The following is a 20,571-nucleotide window of genomic DNA, read 5'->3' on the forward strand; positions in this document are numbered from 1 at the left end:
GTATGTCCCCTCGGTTGTCGAGGCGCCATCACCAGTTCCTGGTGGGGCGCTTCCTTGGCTGTCCGGCTTCTGCAGAGCGAAACGGGCTCCCGGCGTAAGCAGTACCTACGACTTCAATGTCCGTACCGGAGCCCTTTCCCACATGACGAGCAGCACCGAGACCACCGCCACCACCCCGCAGGTAGCGGTCAACGACATCGGTAACGAGGAAGCCTTCCTCGCCGCGATCGACGAGACGATCAAGTACTTCAACGACGGCGACATCGTCGACGGCGTCATCGTGAAGGTCGACCGGGACGAGGTCCTGCTCGACATCGGTTACAAGACCGAAGGTGTCATCCCGAGCCGCGAGCTCTCGATCAAGCACGACGTCGACCCCAACGAGGTCGTCGCCGTCGGTGACGAGATCGAGGCCCTGGTCCTCCAGAAGGAGGACAAGGAAGGCCGCCTGATCCTCTCGAAGAAGCGCGCCCAGTACGAGCGTGCCTGGGGCACCATCGAGAAGATCAAGGAAGAGGACGGCATCGTCACCGGTACCGTCATCGAGGTCGTCAAGGGTGGTCTCATCCTCGACATCGGCCTCCGCGGCTTCCTCCCGGCCTCCCTGGTCGAGATGCGCCGTGTCCGCGACCTCCAGCCCTACGTGGGCAAGGAGCTCGAAGCCAAGATCATCGAGCTGGACAAGAACCGCAACAACGTGGTCCTGTCCCGCCGTGCCTGGCTCGAGCAGACCCAGTCCGAGGTCCGCCAGACCTTCCTCACGACCCTGCAGAAGGGTCAGGTCCGCTCCGGCGTGGTCTCCTCGATCGTCAACTTCGGTGCCTTCGTGGACCTGGGTGGCGTCGACGGTCTGGTCCACGTCTCCGAGCTCTCCTGGAAGCACATCGACCACCCCTCCGAGGTCGTCGAGGTCGGCCAGGAGGTCACGGTCGAGGTCCTCGACGTCGACATGGACCGCGAGCGCGTCTCCCTGTCGCTGAAGGCGACCCAGGAAGACCCGTGGCAGCAGTTCGCCCGCACCCACCAGATCGGCCAGGTCGTGCCCGGCAAGGTCACGAAGCTGGTTCCGTTCGGTGCGTTCGTCCGCGTGGACGAGGGCATCGAGGGTCTGGTCCACATCTCCGAGCTGGCCGAGCGCCACGTGGAGATCCCGGAGCAGGTCGTCCAGGTCAACGACGAGATCTTCGTCAAGGTCATCGACATCGACCTCGAGCGCCGTCGCATCAGCCTCTCGCTGAAGCAGGCCAACGAGTCCTTCGGTTCCGACCCGGCCTCGGTCGAGTTCGACCCGACGCTGTACGGCATGGCCGCGTCGTACGACGACCAGGGCAACTACATCTACCCCGAGGGCTTCGACCCCGAGACCAACGACTGGCTCGAGGGCTACGAGAAGCAGCGCGAGGAGTGGGAGCGCCAGTACGCCGAGGCGCAGACCCGCTTCGAGCAGCACCAGCAGCAGGTCATCAAGAGCCGCGAGGCCGACGCTGCCGCTGCCGCCGAGGGCGGCGACGCCGCCGGTGCGGCTCCGGCCGCGGGTGGCGGTTCGTACTCCTCCGAGGGCGCGGACACCTCCGGTGCCCTGGCCTCGGACGAGGCGCTGGCCGCGCTCCGCGAGAAGCTCGCCGGCGGCCAGAGCTGAGCCCACGCTCACTCTGAGCAGTAGCTCCTGACTGAGGGGCCGTACCTTCCGGGGTGCGGCCCCTCAGCCGTGCCGACTCCGCCCGCGGCCTCCCGGACGCGCCGGCTCGATCACGCTCCCTCCTCGGGGAATGCCCCCGCCCGCAAGGGCGTTGTGACGTACGAACACGAGGAGGAGCGGTCACTGTGCTTGATCCACAGGGTTTGTACGCGTGGGAACCGAAGGGCCTGGCCGTCGTCGACATGGCGCTCGCCCAGGAGTCCGCCGGCCTTGTCATGCTCTACCACTTCGACGGCTACATCGACGCGGGGGAGACCGGCGACCAGATCGTCGAGCGCCTCCTCGACGCGCTGCCCCACCAACTCGTCGCACGCTTCGACCACGATCGCCTGGTCGACTACCGCGCCCGCCGCCCCCTGCTCACCTTCCGGCGCGACCGCTGGACCGAGTACGAGGACCCGGCCATCGAGGTCCACCTCGTCCAGGACACCACCGGGGCGCCCTTCCTACTGCTGTCCGGCCCCGAGCCCGACGTGGAGTGGGAGCGTTTCGCCGCCGCCGTACGGCAGATCGTGGAGCGGCTCGGCGTCCGCCTCTCGGTGAACTTCCACGGCATCCCCATGGGCGTCCCGCACACCCGCCCGGTGGGCCTCACGCCGCACGGCAACCGCACCGACCTGATCCCCGGCCACCGCAGCCCCTTCGACGAGGCCCAGGTGCCCGGCAGCGCCGAGGCGCTCGTCGAGTACCGCCTCATGGAGTCCGGCCACGACGTCCTGGGCGTCGCCGCGCACGTGCCGCACTACATCGCGCGCTCCGCGTACCCGGACGCCGCCCTGACCGTCCTGGAGGCCATCACGGCCGCCACCGGACTGGTGCTGCCGGGCGTCGCCCACGCGCTGCGCACCGACGCGCACCGCACCCAGACCGAGATCGACCGCCAGATCCGCGAGGGCGACGAGGAGCTCACCGCCCTCGTCGAGGGCCTGGAGCACCAGTACGACGCCGTCGCGGGCGCCGAGACCCGGGGCAACATGCTCGCCGAGCCGGTGGACATCCCGTCGGCGGACGAGATCGGGCAGGAGTTCGAGCGCTTCCTGGCGGAGCGTGAAGGGGACGGGTGAACGGGCGGTCCGGACGAACGGGGGAGCGGGCCGGCCCGACGCGTGAGGCGCGGACGCCCTCCCGTACGGCACCTGCGGCCGAGCGTCTAGGCTTCCCCTCATGCTGAAGGTGGGCCTGACCGGCGGGATCGGCGCCGGCAAGAGCGAGGTGTCGCGGCTGCTGGTCGAGTGCGGTGCCGTGCTCGTCGACGCGGACCGCATCGCGCGCGAGGTCGTCGAGCCCGGCACGCCCGGCCTCGCGGCCGTCGTCGAGGCGTTCGGCGAGGACGTGCTGACCGCGGAGGGCCGCCTGGACCGCCCCAAGCTGGGCTCCCTCGTCTTCACCGACCCGCAGAAGCTGGCCCTGCTCAACTCGATCGTCCACCCCCTGGTCGGCGCCCGCTCCCGTGCGCTGGAGGAGGCCGCCCCCGAGGACGCCGTCGTCGTCCACGACGTCCCGCTCCTCACGGAGAACGGCCTGGCGCCCCTCTACGACGTCGTGGTCGTCGTCGACGCGCGCCCCGAGACGCAGCTCGACCGGCTGGTGCGGCTGCGCGGCATGAGCGAGCAGGACGCCCGCGCGCGGATGGCCGCGCAGGCGACCCGCGAGCAGCGCCGCGCGATCGCGGACATCGTGGTCGACAACGACGTACCGCTCCCGGAGCTGCACCGGCGCGTGCACGAGGTGTGGGCGGAGCTGACCCGCCGGGCCCGGGCCACGCGGGAGACGGCCGGGGACGCCGGGCAGGCCGGTCAGGCCGGGGAATAGGGGTACTCGGACCGGGCGTTGAACCCTCTCAGCGAGGGAAGGAATTCGCCGTGCCCGAAACCAGCGGTTCGACCGGACGCAGTCCGGAGACGCACGTCATCGACTTCCGCGCCGCCGAGCAACTGCTCGCCGCGCGGGACCCGCGGGGCGCGGTGAAGCTGCTCGACGGCGTCATCGCCGCCCACCCCGAGAACACCGCCGCCCGGTTGCTGCGCGCGCGTGCCTTCTTCGCCGCCGCGCAACTGCGACCCGCCGAGCTGGAGTTCACGGTCGTCCTGGAGCGCGAACCGGACAACGCCTACGCCCACTACGCCCTCGGCCGCACCTACGAGCGCCAGGGCCGCGACGACCAGGCCAAGCGCCACTTCCGGCTGGCCGCCGCGCTGGACCCCAACCCGCGCCACCTGAAGGCCGCCCGCTTCGACACGTGAGGCGAGGGCGGCGCCCGTACGGCGGTGGTTCCGCCCGGACGGCGACCCCGCAGGACCCGGGCGCCCCGCGGACCCAGCCGTCAGCGCCCGCGCTGCTCCGGCGGGCGGTACGGCGGGACGTCCGGGCCGGGCTGGTAGTGCGGGCCCTGCCGGATGTGCCGCAGGACGCTCGCCAGGTCCACCGTGACCACCAGCCACAGCACCCCGCACGCGGCCGCCCAGCCCGGACGCCCGGCGAGCGCGAACGCCGCCGTGCCGAAGACCGACCAGGCGAGCCCCCACAGACACAGCCAGAGCCGGGCCCGCAGCGCGCTGCGCGCCGTCCTCGGTTCACTGCCCGTACGCATCCGTGCTCCACTCCTCACTGAGACAGGTACCCACCGGTGAAAGGGGCCGCACGTGCTGCCGGAGCCCGACGAACTGGCCGGGGCGCTGCTCGACCTCGCGGTGCCGCACGAGGACATCGACACGGCGGCCCGCCTCAGCCGCCGCGTGGCGGACGACCCGGAGGCGCTGGCCTGCCTGGAGCGCTCCGTCGCGCTGCTCGTGGCGGACATGGGCACCGTCCGCGCACCGGTCGAGCTGCCGGCGTACGCCGGCAGGTGCGGGGCCACGGCGCGCTATTTCCCGCTGTACGTCTTCGCCGCGGCCCTGCCGTACGTGCGCGCGTACCACCGTGACCTGGGCGTCCCCGAGGAGATCAGTCGCCGTACCCTCGCCGACGTGGGCCGGGGCGTGGCCCTGCACCGCCGCCGGCACGGCACCGGCGGCCTGCTGAAACCGCGGTGGCTGTACCTGCACTTCCACGGCGAGCTCTACCACCTGGGCCGGCTCCAGTTCCAGCGCACCCGGATCGGGAGCTGGACCGGCGACGCCGCCGCGGCGGCGGGACTGCCGGTCGGCCTCGGCGACCCGGCGCTCGGCGTGCACGTACCGGACTTCCTGGGCCCGCTGACCCCCGCGGCCTGCGACCGGTCCGTCGCGCTGGCCCGCGCCTTCTTCGCGCGCCACTTCCCGCGCGAGCCGTACGCGGTGGCGACCTGCGGCTCCTGGCTGCTCGACCCGCAGCTCAAGCGGTACCTGCCTGCGGACTCGCACATCGTCCGTTTCCAGGACCGCTTCCGGCTGAGTCACCTGCCCGACGAACCGCAGGACCTCACCCCGGTGCGCTACGTCTTCGGCACCACGGACGTCCCCCTGGACCGGCTGCCACGCCGGACGCGGTTGGAACGGGCGGTGGTGGACCATCTGCGGGGCGGAGGGCACTGGTACGTGGGGCACGGCTGGTTCGGGTGGGAGGAGACTCGAACGGACTCGAACGGGTGAACCGGCGTGACGGAGGAACGGCCGGGCGGGGACCGGCCGTTGGACGGGCATGACGACGGAACTGCGAGACGGACACGACGGCACCGGACCCGGCGCGATCACCCCCGACGGCTGCGCGGTCGAGCTCTACTCACGGCTGCCCGTGGGGGACGAGCCGGACATCATCGCGGCCGCGGTGCCCGCGGGCGCGCACATCCTGGAACTGGGCAGCGGAGTGGGCCGGGTGACCCACGCCCTGCTGGAGCGCGGGTTCACGGTCACGGCGGTGGACGAGTCGCCGCAGATGCTGGAGCGCGTCCGGGGGGCGCGCACGATATGCAGCCCGATCGAGACCCTCGACCTGGGCGGTGAGACCTTCGACGTGGTGATGCTCGGGTCGTTCCTCGTCCACGCGGGCGACGAGACCGTCCGCCGGGGCCTGCTGCGCACCTGCGTCCGGCACGTCGCGCCGGGCGGCTGCGTCCTCATCCAGCGCGAGGGGGAGGACTACCACAGCGACCTGCCGCGTGAACGCGTCGATCCCAGCGGCTTCACGGTGCGGATCCTGTCGGCCGACCCGGTCGGCGACGGGGTGCACTCCGTGCACGCCGAGTACGTGTTCCCGGACGCGGTCTGGACCCAGACGTTCCTCTCCCGCCCCCTGACCCGGGAGCAGTTCGAGGACGCCTTGGCGGAGGCGGGGTTGCGGGTCGACCGCTATCTGACCGAGGACCGGATATGGGTGCGGGCGGTACCGATGAGTCAGGGGCGGGGGCGGGGTCTGTCCTGGTGACAGCACGATGACCGCTTCCCCGAGGAGACCCCATGTCCGAGACCACCGCTTCCGTCGCCGTCGCCGACCAGCCGGTCACCATGACCGCCGGGCGCCGCCGCGCCCGGACCGCCCTGCGCGGGCTCCAGGTGCTGCTCGCCCTGTTCTACGCGCTCGCGAGCGCGCTGCCGAAGCTGATCGCCTACCCGGCAGCCGTCGAGTCCTTCGACAGGCTCGGCTGGGGGACGGCGGGGATGTACGTCATCGGCGCACTCGAACTGGCCGGTGCGGTCGCGCTGTTGGTGCCGGTGCTGCAGTCGGTCGCGGCGATCGCCCTCAGCGCGCTGATGGCGGGCGCGTTCGTCGTCCAGCTCACGGCCTTCGACGGGGAGAACGCTGCCACGCCCCTCGTCCTGATCGTCCCCCTCGCGCTGATCGCCTGGGCCCGGCGCGACCGCAACAGCGAGCTGCTGCGGCTGGTCCGCGGCGGGAAGTGAGCGGCGAGGGGGCGGGGCCGGGGACGGGGGTCCGGGCGGTCGGGCTCGGGCCTCCGGGCGGCCGGACTGGGGCGACCTGGGGCCCCGGGCGGCCCGGCTCGGGCGACCTCGGGACTCCGGCCGGCCGGTCGGGTCAGCGGGGACCCGGGCCACCGGTGGGTCAGCGTGAGTCCGGGCGTGCGGGGCCGGGCCACCGGTGGGTCAGCGTGAGCCCGGGCGTGCGGGGCCGGGGCCGGAGCCCGGGATGCTCCCCGGGGTGCCGCTGAGGCCGCGCAGTGCCCGCAGTCGTTCCATCTCGCGGCGGTCGCGCTTGGTCGGGCGGCCCGCGCCGCGGTCGCGGATGCCGGCCGGGGCGATCGCCTCGCGGGGCGGGGGCGGCGGGCTGTTGTCGACGTAGCACTGGACGGCGACCGGCGCACCCACCCGCTTGCGGATGAGGCGGGTGACGATCACGACCCGCTCCCGGTACTCCTGGCGGACCCGCACCTCGTCGCCGACGCGGACGGAGTAGGCGGGCTTCACCCGCTCCCCGTTCACCCGGACATGTCCGCCCCGGCAGGCGGCGGCCCCCTGGGAACGGGTCTTGACCAGCCGGACCGACCAGATCCAACTGTCGATGCGCACGGACTCGCCCGCGGCCGGTCCGGCCGCCTCGGCGGCGGCCACCGCAGCAGCGATCTTCGGGTCCGGTGCCGGGCTCCCCGCAGCGGCGGGCGGCTGCTCGGCGGACGTCCCGCCGGCCGTGCCCGTCGTCTCCTGCTCCGCGCCTTCAGCAACCATGCACCCGACGATAACCGCTGGCCCCACGCGATCCCGAACGGTTTCCGCTGCGGGCCTACCGTGGGGGCATGAACACCCACGGCCCCGCCGGTCTCGCCGACCTCGACCACCGCATCGCCGGTTGCCGCGCGTGCCCCCGGCTGGTCGCGTGGCGGGAGGAGGTCGCCCGGGTCAAGCGGGCCGCCTTCGCGGACTGGACGTACTGGGGGCGCCCGGTGCCGGGCTTCGGACCGGACGACGCCCGGCTGCTGATCCTCGGGCTGGCCCCGGCCGCGCACGGCGGCAACCGCACGGGCCGCATGTTCACCGGCGACCGCTCGGGCGACGTGCTGTACCGGGCGCTGTACGAGGTGGGGCTCGCCTCCCAGCCGGAGGCGGTCGCCATGGACGACGGGCTGGAGCTGTACGGCGTGCGGATCACCTCACCGGTGCACTGCGCACCGCCCGAGAACAAGCCGACCCCCACCGAACGGGACACCTGCCGCGCCTGGCTGGTGCAGGAGCTGCGGCTGCTGCGGCCCAGCGTGCGGGCGGTCGTCGTGCTGGGGGCGTTCGGCTGGCAGGCCGCCCTGCCGGCGTTCGCCGAGGCCGGGTGGACCGTGCCGAGGCCCCGCCCGGCCTTCGCCCACGGCGTCCGCGTCACGCTGGCCCCGGCGGGGGCACCGGCCGACGCGCCCGCCCCGCTCGACCTCTTCGGCTGTTTCCACGTCAGCCAGCGCAACACGTTCACCGGCCGCCTCACCCCCGAGATGCTCCGCGAGGTCCTGCGGACGGCGGCGACCACGGCGGGGCTGCTGCCGTGACGCCGAGGGGCCGCAGGGTGGGGGTGCGGACGCGCCGTCCGCTCAGGGGCGCCACACGTACCGCACGTCCGGCTCCTGTTCCTCGTTGCCGCTGCCGTCCGTGAACTCGACGGCGGTGAAGCCGTGACGTTCGTAGAAGCGGTGCGCGGGCTTGTTGACCTGGAAGGTCCACAGGCTCAGCCCGTGCGGGCTGCGCTGCCGGGCGAGGGAGACGAAGCGGTCGCCGATGCCGCGCCCCCGCCACTCGGGGGCGAGGTAGAGCTGCGACAGCGACTCGCCGTCGAGCACCATGAGCCCCACGACCTCCCCGCTGCCGCTGCCGCTGCCGTCGTCGGCGTGGCCGCTGCCGCCCGTGCCGCCGCGGTCGCCGGTGTGCACGGCGACCCAGGTGTCACGGTGGGGGACGACGATGTCCCGTATGTAGGCGCGCACCTCGGCGTCGGTGCGGGGCCGCACGACGGTGGGCAGGGCGGCGCCGAAGGACCGCAGGTAGACGTCGGCGAGGGCGAGGGCGTCGGCCGCGGTGGCGCGGCGGATGACGACGGGGGAGTCGGTCCTCACGTGGCCGCACCGCCCTTTGCCGCCAGAACCACGGCGGTGGCCGTGATCTCGACGAGCTGCCCGGGATAGCCGAGGCAGGCCACGCCGAGGAGCGTCGACGCGTGCGGGCCGGCGCTCAGTCCGGAGTCCACGACCACCTCCCACACGGCGGACAGCACGGAGGTCTCGCTGCTCACCACGTACACCTCGGTGACGAGCACGTGCTCCAGGTCGCTGCCCACGGCCCGCAGTTGTTCGCGCAGGTTGGCGATGACCTGCTCGGCCTGCCGTACGGGATCCCCGGCGCCGACCAGGTTCCCGTCGGCGTCGAGCGGGACGGACCCGGCCAGGAAGGCCAGCGCGGTCCCGGCCTCGACGACGGAGGCGTGCGCGTAGCGGGGCGGTGGGAAGAGACCCGGGACGGTGACGCGCTGGATCAAGGGGGCTCACTCCTGTGTCGGGGTCGGGCCGGGCCGGGATCGGCGCGGAGGGCAGTGCCGGGCCCGGGCAAGGACGACTGGTCGGACGAACGGCCGTCACCTCACCGATCATTGGACCTCCCGGCCCTGGCCGCACCCGATTTTCGCCGCCGCCCGTCCGAGGCCCCTCCCGCTGCCCCCGTCACCTCCCTGAAACCCCGCCGTCCCACGGTTTCCAAGATCTCCCCGTACCGTGGAGGGAGCGCCCGGCCGCTGTTGTCCGACGGTGTTGTTCGCCCGCCCCGTTCGGACAGGAGCCCTGTGTCACGTTCCGTGTTGTCGTTGCCGCCCTGGATCACGCACGCGTTGCGGGCCCAGCGCGGGCCCGTGCCGTGGGCCGCGGTCGGGCGGGGGGCGTTGGCCGCCGGGCCCGTGCTGGTCGCGGGGATGGCGGTGGGGCGTACCGCGCTCGGGGTGCTCGCCGCCATCGGGGCCATGCTCGCCGGGATCAACGACCGGCCCGGCAGCCGACGGGCCTCCGTCAAGCGGCTCGGCGTGCCCGCGCTCGCGGGGGCGGTCGGGCTGGTCGTCGGGACGGCCGCGGGGGAGCGGGTCCCGCCCCTCGCGCTGACCCTGCTGTTCACCGGGCTCGGACTGGTAGCGGGGTGTGTCAGCGCCGTCGGGCCGGTCGCCTCCGCCGCCGGTACGCAGGTGCTCGTCGCCGCCGCCCTCGGCGCGGGGATGCCCGTGCCCGAGCCGGGCTGGGCGCGCGCCCTCGCCTTCCTGGCCGGCGCCGCCTGGCTGCTGGCGCTGCGGCTGGCCCTGCCCACGCCCGGCGCGCTCGCCGGTGACTTCCGGTTCGACGGGGAGCGGACGGCCGTCGCCGACGTGTACGACGCGATCGCCCGGCTCCTCGACGCCGCCGGCACCGCCGACGCCCGCGCCCGCCGCTTCGCCCTCACCGCGGCCCTCGACCACGCCCAGGACGCCCTCACCGGGCCCCGCCTCCGGCGCTGGGCCTCCTCAGCCGCCGAACGGCGCCTGCACGCGCAGTACGCCGCCGCCCTGCCGCTCGCCGAGGCCGCCACCGCCCTCGCTTGGGCCGGGGACCCCGTGCCCGCGCGGGCCGCTGAGGGACCCCGGCGCCTCGCGGCCGCCGTCCGCGCGCACACGCCCAGCGGACCGCTGCCCGCGCCCTCCCGTGACGCGCCCGGGCTGCGCGCCCTCGACGACGCCCTGCTGCACGCGGCCCAGACCTTCGACCGCGGCGGGGAGCGCCGGGACCTGCACACCCGCCGCCGTACCGTCCGCAGTCTGCTCCGCACCGCCTTCGGTGCCGGCGGGCGCGAGTACGGCCTGCGGGTCGCCCTGTCCTTCGGCGCCGGCGCCGGGACCGCCCAGGCGCTGCACCACTCCCACTGGTACGGGCAGCACGCGCACTGGTACTGGATGCCCGCCACCGCCGTCTTCCTCGTCAAGCCCGACCTCGGGCCGCTCGTCTCGCGCGTGCTGTGCCGGGCCGCCGGCACCGTGCTCGGCGCACTGCTGTTCGCCGCTTTCGCCGCCGTCCTGCCACGGCCCGGGGGGCTCGTCGCCCTCGTCGCCGTGTGCGGTGCCCTCGTGCCCGTCGCCACCCGGCACTTCGCCGCGCAGACCGCCGTGGTCACCGTGCTCGTGCTCGCCCTGGTGATGATCGGCGGCGAGCCCCAGGCCTCCGTCAGCCGCATCGCCGAGACGCTCCTGGCCTGCGGCATCGTCCTGGTGGCCGGTCACCTGCCGCTGCCGGGCCGGCGCGGCGGCCAGGTCCGGGCCCGGCTCACGGCCGCCGGGGACGCGGCGGGCGCCTACCTCCGCTATGTCCTCGACGGCGTGGACGACCTCGGCGGCTCCGCAGGTCGCGAGGGCTCGGCCGGTCGTGGAGGCGCCGCCGGTCGTGAGGGCTCCGCCGGCCGCGGAGACCTTGCCGGTCCCCACCGTCCTGACGACCACGACCACGATCCCGGCCGCGACCGCGAGCGCGACCGCGCCACCCGCTGGACCCTGCGCCGTGAGGCCTACCGGGCGCTCGCCGAGGCCCGTACCGCCATTGCCCTCGCCGCCGCCGAACTGCCCGCCCTCGCCCGGCACTCCGCGGGCACCGACGAGGTCGCCGCCCTCCTCGAACGGCTCGTCGACACCACCACCGCGTGCGCCGTCCACCTCGACGACACCGGCCGGCTCACCCCGCACCTCACCGGCCGGCTCGCCGAGGACCTCGACGAACTCGCCGCCCGTGGCGAGCGCCTGGGCGACCGGGTCCCGCGCACGCACCCCGCCCTCCCTCGCCCCCCGGCACCCCCCGGCGCACCGTCACCCTCACCGTCGACGCAGTCCCGCTCCACGCAGTCTCACCCCACGCCGTCTCACTCCACCCGGATCCACACCGGCGCGTGATCCGACCCGGGTTCGCCCCTGCGCGCCCCCGGGTCCGCGCCCACCGACGGCAGCCGCAGGGCGCCGTCGCCGGGCAGGCCGGTCCCCGCCGCCGTCACCCTCCGCACCAGCCGGTGGCTCACCAGGACGTGGTCGATCAGCTCCCGCCTGCCAGCGTTGATGCGGGAGTACCGCCGGTCCGCGGGGATCAGCGGGGCCACGTCCCACAGCCGGGCGGCGTCGCCCTTGTCGGGGTGGTCGTAGCCGGGGGTGCCGATCTCGGAGCCGGGCGGGCCGAGCACGATCTGCGTGGTCGCGGCCTGCACCTCGTCGTTGAGGTCGCCCACCACCGCCACGTCCCGCTCCCGGCCGTCCCCGGCCAGCAGTTCGTCGGCGAGCGCGCGCAGCGACGCCGCCTCGGCGGACCGGCGGCAGAGGGCGTAGGCGCCGTAGCGGGCGCGTTCGCCCTCGTCGTGCGGGAAGAAGCGGTCACCCGGATAGGTGAGGAGTTTCGACTTGAGGTGGGCGACCGCCAGCCACAGCACCTCCCGCTGCGGTCCCTCCGTCCGTACCGCGAGGAAACCCCGGCCCGGCTCCGCCGTCGTCGTGCCCGCGTCGTCCACCTGGACGGGGCGCACCGCGGGCGGGAAGGCGTGCGCGTCCGCCACCACCTCCAGCGGGGTCCGGCTGATCACACCCACGCGGATGCCCCGGCCGTCGGGGTGCGCCGACAGGGCGACGTGCCAGTCGCCGCCCACCGTGCGCAGCAGGTCGTCCAGCGCCTCCGGCTCCCCGACCTCCTGGACGCCGAGGACGTCCGGGGCCAGCTCGGTGAGGACGGCGGCCAGCGCGGCCAGCTTCGCCTCGTAGGCGGCCTCGTCCGGCGGGCCGAACTCCCCGCCGGGCCGGTACAGGTTCTCGAGGTTCCAGGTGCCGAGGAGCATGCGGGGTCCCTTCCCGAGTCCGGAGTCCCGCCCCACAGGCACGTCCGCTGTCCCGTCCCCGAGGGCGTCCTACGACCAGCGTGCCCGGGCGCCGCCCCGAAATCCCGCGCCGCTGCGATGAGTTCCGGCGCCGGCACCGGTCACCCCTGGGGAACGCACCGTCGCACAGGAGGAACCATGTCGCTCCCCGAGGTCGTCTCGCGCGCGCAGTGGCGCGCGGCGCGCGAGGAACTGCTGCTCAAGGAGAAGGCGGCCACCCGCGCGCGTGACGCGCTGAACGCGCAACGGCGGCGGCTGCCGATGGTGGAGGTCGACGAGGAGTACGTCTTCGAGGGCGGCGACGGCAAGGTCACGCTGCCCGACCTGTTCGAGGGGCACCGCCAGCTCGTCGTGTACCACTTCATGTTCGCCCCGGAGTGGGAGGCGGGCTGCCGCAGCTGCTCCGCCTTCCTCGACCAGATCGGCCACCTCGCCCACCTCAGGGCCCGCGGCACCGCCTTCGCGGCCGTCTCCCGGGCGCCGTACACGAGGCTCCTGCCTTTCAAGGCGCGGATGGGCTGGACGGTGCCCTGGTACTCGTCGTACGCCTCGGACTTCAACCGGCACTTCGAGGCGACCCTGGAGCGGGACGGGGAACTGGTGGAGCGGCCCGGGGTCAGTTGCTTCCTGCGGGACGGCGGCCGGGTCTTCCACACCTACTCGACGTACGAGCGGGGCCTGGACGGGCTCGGCTCGACCACGAGCTTCCTGGACCTGACCGCGCTCGGCCGGCAGGAGGAGTGGGAGCAGCCGCGGGGACGCGCGTCGGCGTTCGGGGCGCCCGCGGGCAGCGCGCGGATCCGCTATCACGACGAGTACGACTTCTGACGCGTTCGGTGACGGGCTCGTTCGTTTCGTGATCGAGTGCTCACGTTCCGTGGTGAACGGGTGTCAACTATGTCTCAGTAGCGTCACTGGCCGAGGCCAACGACCTCTTGAAGGCGTTAACTCTCACAAGCACAACGCTTTCTGGAGGTTGCGAGATGGTGAACGGGCGAACAGTGCTCGAACGCTTTCCCGCCGGCAGCCCGCGGGGCTCCTGGCCCGCGGAGGAGTTCGCGCAGGCGCGACGCCTGGAAGGACTGCCGGCCGAGGTCATCATGGACCTCGCCACGGACACGTTCCTCGTGATCGTCCGCAGGGCGGACGCCGTCGAGTGACGTCCCCCCGCCGCGGCGCGGCAGCCCCCTCAGGGGATGTCCGCCCCGTCCTCAGCCCGCCCCCGGAGCGGATACCCGCGCCGTGAACTGATCCGCCTGGAGCGCGTACAGCTCCGCGTACACCCCGCCCGAGGCCAGCAGCTCGTCCGGCGTGCCCGACTCCACCAGCCGACCCTGGTCCAGGACGTGCACCAGGTCGGCGTGGCGCACCGACGCGAGCCGGTGCGTGATCAGCACCACCGTCTGGCCGCTGTCGGCGAGCGCCCGGATCTTCTCGAAGACCTCCAGCTCGGCCCGCGCGTCCAGCGCCGCCGTCGGCTCGTCCACGATCAGGATGCGCCCCCGCCGGTAGGCCGCCCGCGCGATCCCGAGCCGCTGCCACTGGCCACCCGACAGCTCGTGGCCCCCGCTGAAGTGGCGGGCGAGCAGGGTGTCCAGGCCGCGCGGGAGGTCCTCCACCACGTCCCCGGCGCCCGCCTCGGCGACCGCCCCGGCCAGCCGCTCCTCGGTCAGCGGCGCGGCGGAACGGCCGATCGCCACATTGACCCGTGCCGTGAACGGCCAGCGCTTGAAGTCCTGGGCCACCATCGCGACCCGCTCGGCCAGCAGGTGCCGGTCGGCCTCGGCCGCGTCGACGCCGTCCCACAGGATGCGGCCCGCGTCGGGGCGGTAGAGCCCGGCCAGCAGTTTCACCAGCGTCGTCTTGCCGGAGCCGTTCTCGCCGACCAGCGCGACGATCCGGCCCAGCGGCAGGGTGAGCGTGACGTCGTCCAGGGCGGGACGGGTGGAGTCGCCCGGGTAGCGGAACGTGACGTTCTCGAACCGGATCTCCCGCGGGTCGTCCGGCAGGGCCAGCCCGCCGACCGGGATCGCCCGCTCGGCCGCCTCCACGTAGAGGCGCTCCAGGTCACCCACGAACAGGGCCTCCTCGTGGAGCGAGTTCACCTCCAGGACGAGCGTGTTCAGACTCGCCGAGCCGGTGCGGATCGCGATCACGGCCGTCCCGGCGACGGCCAGCGCCATCGCCCCGCCCAGCAGCAGCCCGCCGAGCGTGGCGTACGTCGCGACCGTCGCGAGCCCCGTCCAGGCGGCCGCGATCAGCCCGGTACGGGCCGCGAGCCGGGCCAGGCGGGCCTGCTCCGCCTCCGCGGTCTCCGACATCGCCCGGTAGTGCCGCAGCAGGAACGGCCCCACCCCGTGCACCCGGATCTCCGGCGCCGCCTCGGGCTCCGTGAGCAGCCCGGCGATCAGGTGTCCGGCGCGCGCGTGCTGCACCCAGGTGTGGAACGACTCGTACCGGCGCCGCGCGTTCGTCAGCGCGCTCCACGCGCTCGGCAGCGTCATCGTCACCAGCAATGGCAGCAGCAGCGGGTGCAGCACGGTGAGCACCCCGGCCGCGGCGACCAGCGAGATCATCGCGTTGATCACGCGCGTGCCGTACATGATCATGCGACGTGCGGAGGAGGCGCCGTACTGGGCCGTGTCCAGCAGCTTGTGGAATGCGTGGTCCTCGATCGCGGCCAGCTCCACCGCGGCCGCCCGCTCCAGGTACAGCTCGGTCGCCACCCGCTCGACCTTGGGCTCCAGGCGTCCGGCGCCGTACGTCGACACCGCCCGCAGCACCGCGCCCACCAGCAGCACGGCGGCCATGGCGGCCAGCGCGGGCACGGCACCGCGCAGCCGGTCCTCGATCGGGCCACCCCCGATGAGCCCTCCCAGCACGCTGTTGACCGCGAGCAGGCCCACCGCCTGGGCCACGCCCCGGCCCACCTCCGCGGCCAGCACCAGTCCGGTGGCGCGCGGATCGGCCCGCCGGGCCAGGCGCAGGCTCACGGCGAGCAGGGAGGGGAGCCGGGCGAGCAGGGCGCGGAAACCCAGCTCCAGGAAGGCTTCCCGGTGCTGGTTCCAGCCCATGTCGTAGCGGAGCGGGCCGCCGAAGAGGAGCCGCTCCGACTCCGACACGTCGCGTTCTCCCGGTTGTCGCTGCTCACGCCGCCTGCGCACCGTCCCCGCCTCCCCCGATCGGCTCCCGATGGCCGTACGGACCGGCTCCCGATGGCCGTACGGACGGCCACTATCGCCGGAGCGGGGGCGCGGAGGCAGGGCGCGGCGAGGGGGAGTGGGTGCGCGCGGGGCGTGCGCGGGGGACGGACGGGTGTACGGGTGTCCGTGCGCGGCGGTGAGTCCCCACACGCGTGGCCACGCGCGGGAGGTGACTCACCACGGGGAAGGCCGTGCGCCCACAGGTGACGGCCACGGCGGTGGGCCGCCGGGGGGGCGTCGGGCGTCCCCCGCCGGCGTCGGTCCTTACGCGCTCACCGGCCGCGACCACGTCGGCGTCGTGCCCGTGATGCGGCACAGGGCCAGGTAGAGCGGAATCGGCGGGGTGTACGGGAGCTCGCCCTGTGGCCGGTGGATGAGGCCGGGGGCGCGCGGGAGGTCGGGAAGGAGCGCGCCGGTCGTGTAGCGCGCCGGGGCGGGCCACTCCACCGCGTAGTCCGAGTCGGACGGCACCAGCCACCACCACCGCGTCTCGTCGGCGTACACGCAACCCACACGCGGCAGACGGGGCAGGATCAGCGGCCCGAACCGGGCCGGTACGGTCACGGCGTCGCAGCCCAGCGGAGCGGCCATGCCCTCGGGCAGGACCAGCCGGCGGGAGGCGTCGGCGGCCGGGATGCGCGGGGCGGTCAGCTCGCGCCGGACCCGCACCAGCGTGTCCAAGCTGAGCACCGGCCCACGGCCGGACGTTCCCGTCATCCTCGACCCCGCTCTCGGCCGTGCGCGAGGGGAGGGAAACCCAGGGAGCGTCCCACGGGGTGGGCGCGCCAGGCGGTGGCGTCGCCGTCGGCGGCGGGCCCGTGCGCCGTGCGGTGCGGCTGCCGGCCCACCCTCGGCAGGACGCCGGCCGTGCGGGGTTCGGTGGCGGGCGTCTCGGTGCGGTCGTGGCCGGTACCGTGCGCGAGGTCGTGCAGGTGCGCGGAGTCGTGCCGGTCGTTGCCGTACGGGGTGTCGTGCAGATCGCCGCCGTGCGTGCGCTCGTGCACATCGGCGCCGCGCGTCTCGTACGGGTCGCCACTGGTCGCCGGCAGCCGCTGCTCGGCCTCGCCGTCGGCGTCGTGCGTTCCGGGTGCGTCCTCGTCGCCGGAACCGCCCGATCCGCCGGGCTTGGGGCGGGCGCCCCAGCCGAGGTCGCAGCGGGGATCGGCCGGTGCTACGGGGGCCTCGGGCTCCCAGTCGACCGCGTTGCGCGGCTCGGACGGGTCGCGGGGCGTCTCCGCCTTGCGCGGCAGCTCCGCCCAGACCAGCAGGCCGGGGCCGTGCTCCTGGGCGCCCCAGGCGTGACAGAGCGCGTCGACGAGGAACAGTCCCCGGCCGTGCTCCTCCTCGCCCCGCTGCGGGGACGGCTGCGGCTGGCCGGGGGCACAGCCCTGGTCGCGCACGGCTATGCGCACCAGTTCCTCACCGTCGTGCAACTCGCACACGACGACGTCGGTCGCGGTGTGCACGATGGCGTTGGTGACCAGCTCGGAGACGATGAGAGCGGCCGAGTCGCAGGTGTCCTCGCACACCGACCAACCGGTCAGCCGGGCCCTGGTCAGGCGCCTGGCCTGCGCGGGCGAGCCCGGGTGCGCGGCCAGTTCGAAACGGAACCGGCGCTCGGCAGCGGCCTGGTCAGGGCCTGCTCCCACGGCACCGAGGGCCGGCGGGCGGCCTGCGGTGGCGTCTGCTCCTAAGGGCGGGGACGGAATCACGCTTGCCACTATCGCCCCGGCGTGGACACTTGGCAAGTGTCACTCTGAAAAATGCAGAGTGCTGTGTGACGCGGTGAAGGGCCGTGGCACACTGCTTCGCAACAGCACCTCGAACGGCGCCAATTGAGATCCCCGCGGATCCGTACGCACGCGTACCGATCTTCGAACAGGTCTTCGAATGGCGCCGTCAGGCTGTCAGGATTCTTTTGCCGTCCCCCGGCCCCCGGCGACCGGGGCGCCGTCTCAGGCCCTCGCGGGCCCGGGCTCTTCGTGGAGGTGGAGCGTGAGCGAACCGCGGTCCGCGCCGACCGTGGGCCAGGTGGTCCTCGGCCGGCGCCTGCTGGACCTGCGGGAACGCGCCGGGCTCAAGCGCGAGGAGGCTGCCCGCATCCTGCGCGTCGCGCCCGCCACCGTCCGCCGGATGGAGATGGCCGAGGTCGCCCTCAAGATCCCGTACCTCCAGCTCCTGCTGAAGGCCTACGGCGTCACCGAGGAGGAGGCCGAGGGCTTCGTCCAGCTCGCCGAGGACGCCAACCGGCCCGGCTGGTGGCAGCGCTTCCATGACGTCCTGCCCGGCTGGTTCTCGATGCACGTCAGCCTCGAGGGCGCCGCCGCGCTGATCCGCCAGTACGAGCCCCACTTCGTCCCCGGTCTGCTGCAGACCGAGGACTACGCCCGCGGGGTGCTGAGGTCCGGAGCCGTCGGCCAGACCCGGCCGGAGGACATCGAACGCCTCGTCGCCCTGCGCATGCAACGCCAGCCACTGCTCACGCGTGAGGACGCCCCGCGGCTGTGGGTCGTCATGGACGAGACGGCCCTGCGCCGCCCGGTGGGCGGCCCGGAGGTGATGCGCGCGCAGATCGACAGACTGCTCGAGGCGACGGAGCTGCCCAACGTGACCCTCCAGATCGCCCCGTTCGCCAACGGGCCGCATCCGGGCACCTACGGGCCCTTCGTGCTCTTCCGATTCGCCATGCCGGAGCTTCCGGACATGGTCTACAGCGAGTACCTGACCGGCGCGGTCTACCTCGACGCGCGCTCCGAGGTGGCCACCCACCTCGAGGTCATGGACCGCATGGCGGCACAGGCCGCTACGGCACATCGCACGAAGGAGATCCTCCGGGATCTCCGCAAGGAGCTGTGAATGGATCGCATCACGTCCCAGCCGAAGCGGGTCCGCACCGAGCGGATCTACAACGGCATGCCCGCGCGCGAGCTGGGCAGCGAGGGCTGGCACAAGCCGTGGAGCGGCGGCAACGGCGGCAACTGCCTGGAGGCCATGAAGCTCGCCGACGGCCGGATCGCGGTCCGGCAGTCCACCGACCCGGACGGGCCCGCCCTCATCTACACCTCCGCCGAGATGACGGCGTTCATCGAGGGTGCCAAGGCCGGAGAGGCGGACTTCCTGCTGTCCTGAACCTGCTGCTTCCTTGCTCAGCTCCCCCCTCACCCCTGGCTCGGCTCCCTTAAATGTGACCCCTTGGTCCTCCTGACTCCCTCGACCCCTCGGATCCCTCACCACCCTTTCGATCCCTTCCGCTCGATCCCTTTCGGTCCCAGTCGTCCCCGCACGTCTCCCCTCGGTTCCATCCCTCGCGGCCCCTCGGACCGCACCTGAGCGCCCACCGGCGCGAGCGGCCCGTCAGACGGTCATCGGCCGGTCGTACGGCGAGATCGGCGCCGGCAGCCGGGAGCTGCCCATGAGCCGGCGGTCGACGGCCGCGGCCACCGCCCGCCCCTCCGCGAGGGCCCACACGATCAGCGACTGCCCGCGTGCGGCGTCCCCGGCGGCGAACACCCCGGGGACGTTCGTCGCGAACTCCCGGTCCCGGACGATCGTCCCGCGCGGGTCCATCGCCAGCCCCAGCTGGTCGACGAGCCCGTCCCCCCGGTCCGGCCCGGTGAACCCGAGCGCCAGCAGGACCAGGTCGGCGGGCAGCGCCCGCGCGGTACCGGCCACCGGTGTGCGCCGTGCGTCCACCTCGACCAGGTGCAGCGACCGCACGCGCCCCTCGTCGTCCCCGGTGAAGCGCAGCGTCGACGCCGCGAACAGCCGTGCGTCGGCGTCCGCCACCGGTGCCATTTCCAGGTCGCGTGCCTCCTCGTGCGCGGCCGACAGCCGGTACAGCTTCGGGTACGTCGGCCAGGGCTCGGCGTCGTCGTCGCGCTCGGTGCCGGGCTGGGCGTAGATGTCGAGCTGGGTCACCGAGGCGGCCCCCTCGCGCACCGCCGTGCCCAGACAGTCCGCGCCGGTGTCGCCGCCGCCCACGATGACGACGTGCCGGCCCGCCGCGGACAGCGGCGAGACTTCCAGGTCGCCCTCGCAGACCCGGTTGGCCAGCGGCAGGTACTCCATCGCCTGGTGGATCCCGGCCAACTCCCGGCCCGGCACGGCCAGCTCCCGCCACGCCGTCGCCCCGGTCGCGATCACCACGGCGTCGTGACGCGCCCGCAGCTCGGCCGCCGAGACGTCCCGCCCGACCGCCGTCGACGTGCGGAACTTCGTGCCCTCGGCCCGCATCTGCTCGATCCGCCGCTCCAGATGGTGCTTCTCCATCTTGAACGCGGGGATGCCGTACCGCATGAGCCCGCCGAGCCGGTCGTCCTTCTCGTACACGACGACCGTGTGACCCGCGCGCGTCAGCTGTTGCGCGGCCGCCAGCCCCGTGGGCCCCGAACCGATCACCGCCACCGTCCGCCCCGACAGCCGGTCCGGTGGCCTGGGCGGCACGAACCCCTCCGCCCAGGCCCGGTCGGCGACGGCGCACTCGACGTTCTTGATGGTGACGGCCGGCTGGTTGACGGCCAGCACACACCCCGCCTCGCACGGCGCGGGACACAACCGCCCGGTGAACTCGGGGAAGTTGTTCGTCGCGTGCAGCCGGTCGCTCGCCGCCCGCCAGTCCTCGCGCGCGACCAGGTCGTTCCACTCCGGGATGAGGTTCCCGAGCGGACAGGCCTCGTGGCAGAACGGCACCCCGCAGTCCATGCAGCGGTCGGCCTGCTCGCTGATGACGGGGAGCAGCGCCCCGGGGACGTAGACCTCGTCCCAGTCCCGCACCCGCTCCTCGACCGGCCGACGGGGCCAGTCCTGGCGGGGCGTGGTCATGAATCCCTTGGGATCGGCCATGGGCGTCTTCCTCGCCTACGCGTGCGACAGGCCGAGCGTCATCGGGCGGCACTCTTCCGGCCACGATACGTGT

General features: G+C 73.8%; 21 protein-coding genes and 1 pseudogene. 13 read left to right on the forward strand and 9 right to left on the reverse strand.

Features of this window, described 5'->3' with window-relative positions:
* Positions 1 to 142 precede the first annotated feature (142 nt).
* The 4 genes from rpsA to E4U92_RS12755 all read left to right on the forward strand — a co-directional run bounded on the left by rpsA (position 143) and on the right by E4U92_RS12755 (position 3,942).
* On the forward strand, positions 143 to 1,639 hold the full coding sequence (rpsA, locus tag E4U92_RS12740) for a 30S ribosomal protein S1 (RefSeq protein ID WP_137300444.1): 1,497 nt from the start codon (positions 143 to 145) through the stop codon (positions 1,637 to 1,639).
* Positions 1,640 to 1,824: 185 nt separating this feature from the next.
* Positions 1,825 to 2,763 (forward strand): PAC2 family protein, encoded by a 939-nt coding sequence (locus E4U92_RS12745; RefSeq protein WP_137300445.1) that lies wholly within the window; start codon positions 1,825 to 1,827, stop codon positions 2,761 to 2,763.
* Positions 2,764 to 2,863: 100 nt separating this feature from the next.
* Positions 2,864 to 3,511 (forward strand): dephospho-CoA kinase, encoded by a 648-nt coding sequence (gene coaE / locus E4U92_RS12750; protein ID WP_137300446.1) that lies wholly within the window; start codon positions 2,864 to 2,866, stop codon positions 3,509 to 3,511.
* A gap of 50 nt (positions 3,512 to 3,561) precedes the next feature.
* Positions 3,562 to 3,942, forward strand: a complete 381-nt coding sequence (locus tag E4U92_RS12755; protein ID WP_137300447.1) for a tetratricopeptide repeat protein — start codon at positions 3,562 to 3,564, stop codon at positions 3,940 to 3,942.
* 80 nt (positions 3,943 to 4,022) lie between these two features.
* On the opposite strand, the gene E4U92_RS12760 is transcribed toward E4U92_RS12755, so the two are convergent.
* Positions 4,023 to 4,289: a DUF6343 family protein gene (locus E4U92_RS12760; protein ID WP_137300448.1), complete on the reverse strand. Its 267-nt coding sequence runs from the start codon at positions 4,287 to 4,289 to the stop codon at positions 4,023 to 4,025.
* Positions 4,290 to 4,341: 52 nt separating this feature from the next.
* On the opposite strand from E4U92_RS12760, the gene E4U92_RS12765 reads away from it, so the two are divergent.
* From E4U92_RS12765 to E4U92_RS12775, 3 genes are all read left to right on the forward strand, one after another.
* Entirely contained in the window at positions 4,342 to 5,268 is a 927-nt protein-coding gene (locus E4U92_RS12765) for an acyltransferase domain-containing protein (RefSeq protein WP_137300449.1), read from the forward strand.
* A gap of 61 nt (positions 5,269 to 5,329) precedes the next feature.
* Positions 5,330 to 6,040: a class I SAM-dependent methyltransferase gene (locus E4U92_RS12770; RefSeq protein WP_137300527.1), complete on the forward strand. Its 711-nt coding sequence runs from the start codon at positions 5,330 to 5,332 to the stop codon at positions 6,038 to 6,040.
* 32 nt (positions 6,041 to 6,072) lie between these two features.
* Positions 6,073 to 6,516, forward strand: a complete 444-nt coding sequence (locus E4U92_RS12775; RefSeq protein WP_137300450.1) for a DoxX family protein — start codon at positions 6,073 to 6,075, stop codon at positions 6,514 to 6,516.
* A 201-nt stretch (positions 6,517 to 6,717) separates the two neighbouring features.
* Here the strand turns inward: E4U92_RS12775 and E4U92_RS12780 are convergent, their stop codons facing one another.
* Positions 6,718 to 7,296 (reverse strand): RNA-binding S4 domain-containing protein, encoded by a 579-nt coding sequence (locus E4U92_RS12780; protein WP_137300451.1) that lies wholly within the window; start codon positions 7,294 to 7,296, stop codon positions 6,718 to 6,720.
* A 68-nt stretch (positions 7,297 to 7,364) separates the two neighbouring features.
* Here E4U92_RS12780 and E4U92_RS12785 point away from each other — a divergent pair, with 68 nt between their 5' ends.
* Positions 7,365 to 8,099, forward strand: a complete 735-nt coding sequence (locus E4U92_RS12785; protein WP_137300452.1) for a uracil-DNA glycosylase — start codon at positions 7,365 to 7,367, stop codon at positions 8,097 to 8,099.
* Positions 8,100 to 8,141: 42 nt separating this feature from the next.
* Here the strand turns inward: E4U92_RS12785 and E4U92_RS12790 are convergent, their stop codons facing one another.
* Both E4U92_RS12790 and E4U92_RS12795 read right to left on the reverse strand, forming a co-directional pair.
* Positions 8,142 to 8,660, reverse strand: a complete 519-nt coding sequence (locus tag E4U92_RS12790; RefSeq protein ID WP_137300453.1) for a GNAT family N-acetyltransferase — start codon at positions 8,658 to 8,660, stop codon at positions 8,142 to 8,144.
* A complete protein-coding gene (locus E4U92_RS12795; protein WP_137300454.1) occupies positions 8,657 to 9,079 on the reverse strand; it encodes a RidA family protein in 423 nt (140 codons plus the stop codon). Before E4U92_RS12795 ends, E4U92_RS12790 begins: the two co-directional genes overlap by 4 nt.
* A gap of 300 nt (positions 9,080 to 9,379) precedes the next feature.
* Between E4U92_RS12795 and E4U92_RS12800 the strand changes: the two genes are divergently transcribed.
* Positions 9,380 to 11,491 carry an FUSC family protein gene (locus tag E4U92_RS12800; protein WP_137300455.1) on the forward strand — a complete coding sequence of 704 codons (2,112 nt, stop codon included), beginning with the start codon at positions 9,380 to 9,382 and terminating at the stop codon, positions 11,489 to 11,491.
* Here E4U92_RS12800 and E4U92_RS12805 read toward each other — a convergent pair.
* Positions 11,461 to 12,414, reverse strand: coding sequence for an endonuclease/exonuclease/phosphatase family protein (locus E4U92_RS12805; protein WP_137300456.1), 954 nt, complete (start codon positions 12,412 to 12,414; stop codon positions 11,461 to 11,463). The genes E4U92_RS12800 and E4U92_RS12805 overlap by 31 nt on opposite strands.
* Before the next feature lie 177 nt (positions 12,415 to 12,591).
* On the opposite strand from E4U92_RS12805, the gene E4U92_RS12810 reads away from it, so the two are divergent.
* Positions 12,592 to 13,281, forward strand: a complete 690-nt coding sequence (locus E4U92_RS12810; RefSeq protein ID WP_137300457.1) for a DUF899 domain-containing protein — start codon at positions 12,592 to 12,594, stop codon at positions 13,279 to 13,281.
* Between the two features lie 173 nt (positions 13,282 to 13,454).
* Positions 13,455 to 13,613: a hypothetical protein gene (locus tag E4U92_RS35875; RefSeq protein WP_168374213.1), complete on the forward strand. Its 159-nt coding sequence runs from the start codon at positions 13,455 to 13,457 to the stop codon at positions 13,611 to 13,613.
* Between the two features lie 51 nt (positions 13,614 to 13,664).
* Here the strand turns inward: E4U92_RS35875 and E4U92_RS12815 are convergent, their stop codons facing one another.
* The 3 genes and pseudogenes from E4U92_RS12815 to E4U92_RS12825 all read right to left on the reverse strand — a co-directional run.
* The gene (locus E4U92_RS12815; RefSeq protein WP_229862308.1) at positions 13,665 to 15,527 is read right to left on the reverse strand and encodes an ABC transporter ATP-binding protein; all 1,863 of its coding nucleotides are present in this window, start codon (positions 15,525 to 15,527) and stop codon (positions 13,665 to 13,667) included.
* A gap of 393 nt (positions 15,528 to 15,920) precedes the next feature.
* The gene (locus E4U92_RS12820; RefSeq protein ID WP_137300459.1) at positions 15,921 to 16,373 is read right to left on the reverse strand and encodes a hypothetical protein; all 453 of its coding nucleotides are present in this window, start codon (positions 16,371 to 16,373) and stop codon (positions 15,921 to 15,923) included.
* A 326-nt stretch (positions 16,374 to 16,699) separates the two neighbouring features.
* Positions 16,700 to 17,404, reverse strand: a pseudogene (locus E4U92_RS12825) (ATP-binding protein); the annotation flags it as partial.
* Positions 17,405 to 17,651: 247 nt separating this feature from the next.
* Here E4U92_RS12825 and E4U92_RS12830 point away from each other — a divergent pair.
* Together E4U92_RS12830 and E4U92_RS12835 are read left to right on the forward strand one after the other, a co-directional pair.
* Complete coding sequence (locus tag E4U92_RS12830; RefSeq protein ID WP_137300460.1) at positions 17,652 to 18,512, forward strand: helix-turn-helix domain-containing protein; 861 nt, start codon at positions 17,652 to 17,654, stop codon at positions 18,510 to 18,512.
* On the forward strand, positions 18,513 to 18,785 hold the full coding sequence (locus tag E4U92_RS12835; protein WP_067232045.1) for a DUF397 domain-containing protein: 273 nt from the start codon (positions 18,513 to 18,515) through the stop codon (positions 18,783 to 18,785).
* Positions 18,786 to 19,010: 225 nt separating this feature from the next.
* Here the strand turns inward: E4U92_RS12835 and E4U92_RS12840 are convergent, their stop codons facing one another.
* Positions 19,011 to 20,498: a glutamate synthase subunit beta gene (locus E4U92_RS12840; RefSeq protein WP_137300461.1), complete on the reverse strand. Its 1,488-nt coding sequence runs from the start codon at positions 20,496 to 20,498 to the stop codon at positions 19,011 to 19,013.
* Positions 20,499 to 20,571: the final 73 nt, after the last annotated feature.

This window comes from Streptomyces galbus, assembly GCF_005280195.1.
Taxonomy (GTDB): domain Bacteria; phylum Actinomycetota; class Actinomycetes; order Streptomycetales; family Streptomycetaceae; genus Streptomyces; species Streptomyces galbus.

What these genes read in the sequence shown, in the direction of transcription:
- E4U92_RS12815 (WP_229862308.1), bottom strand. Translation starts at nt 15,527, where the DNA reads ATGGGCTGGAACCAGCACCGGGAAGCCTTCCTGGAGCTGGGTTTCCGC.
- E4U92_RS12775 (WP_137300450.1), top strand. Translation starts at nt 6,073, where the DNA reads ATGTCCGAGACCACCGCTTCCGTCGCCGTCGCCGACCAGCCGGTCACC.
- rpsA (WP_137300444.1), top strand. Translation starts at nt 143, where the DNA reads ATGACGAGCAGCACCGAGACCACCGCCACCACCCCGCAGGTAGCGGTC.
- E4U92_RS12840 (WP_137300461.1), bottom strand. Translation starts at nt 20,498, where the DNA reads ATGGCCGATCCCAAGGGATTCATGACCACGCCCCGCCAGGACTGGCCC.
- E4U92_RS12835 (WP_067232045.1), top strand. Translation starts at nt 18,513, where the DNA reads ATGGATCGCATCACGTCCCAGCCGAAGCGGGTCCGCACCGAGCGGATC.
- E4U92_RS12780 (WP_137300451.1), bottom strand. Translation starts at nt 7,296, where the DNA reads ATGGTTGCTGAAGGCGCGGAGCAGGAGACGACGGGCACGGCCGGCGGG.
- E4U92_RS12820 (WP_137300459.1), bottom strand. Translation starts at nt 16,373, where the DNA reads ATGACGGGAACGTCCGGCCGTGGGCCGGTGCTCAGCTTGGACACGCTG.
- E4U92_RS12760 (WP_137300448.1), bottom strand. Translation starts at nt 4,289, where the DNA reads ATGCGTACGGGCAGTGAACCGAGGACGGCGCGCAGCGCGCTGCGGGCC.
- coaE (WP_137300446.1), top strand. Translation starts at nt 2,864, where the DNA reads ATGCTGAAGGTGGGCCTGACCGGCGGGATCGGCGCCGGCAAGAGCGAG.
- E4U92_RS12805 (WP_137300456.1), bottom strand. Translation starts at nt 12,414, where the DNA reads ATGCTCCTCGGCACCTGGAACCTCGAGAACCTGTACCGGCCCGGCGGG.
- E4U92_RS12810 (WP_137300457.1), top strand. Translation starts at nt 12,592, where the DNA reads ATGTCGCTCCCCGAGGTCGTCTCGCGCGCGCAGTGGCGCGCGGCGCGC.
- E4U92_RS12785 (WP_137300452.1), top strand. Translation starts at nt 7,365, where the DNA reads ATGAACACCCACGGCCCCGCCGGTCTCGCCGACCTCGACCACCGCATC.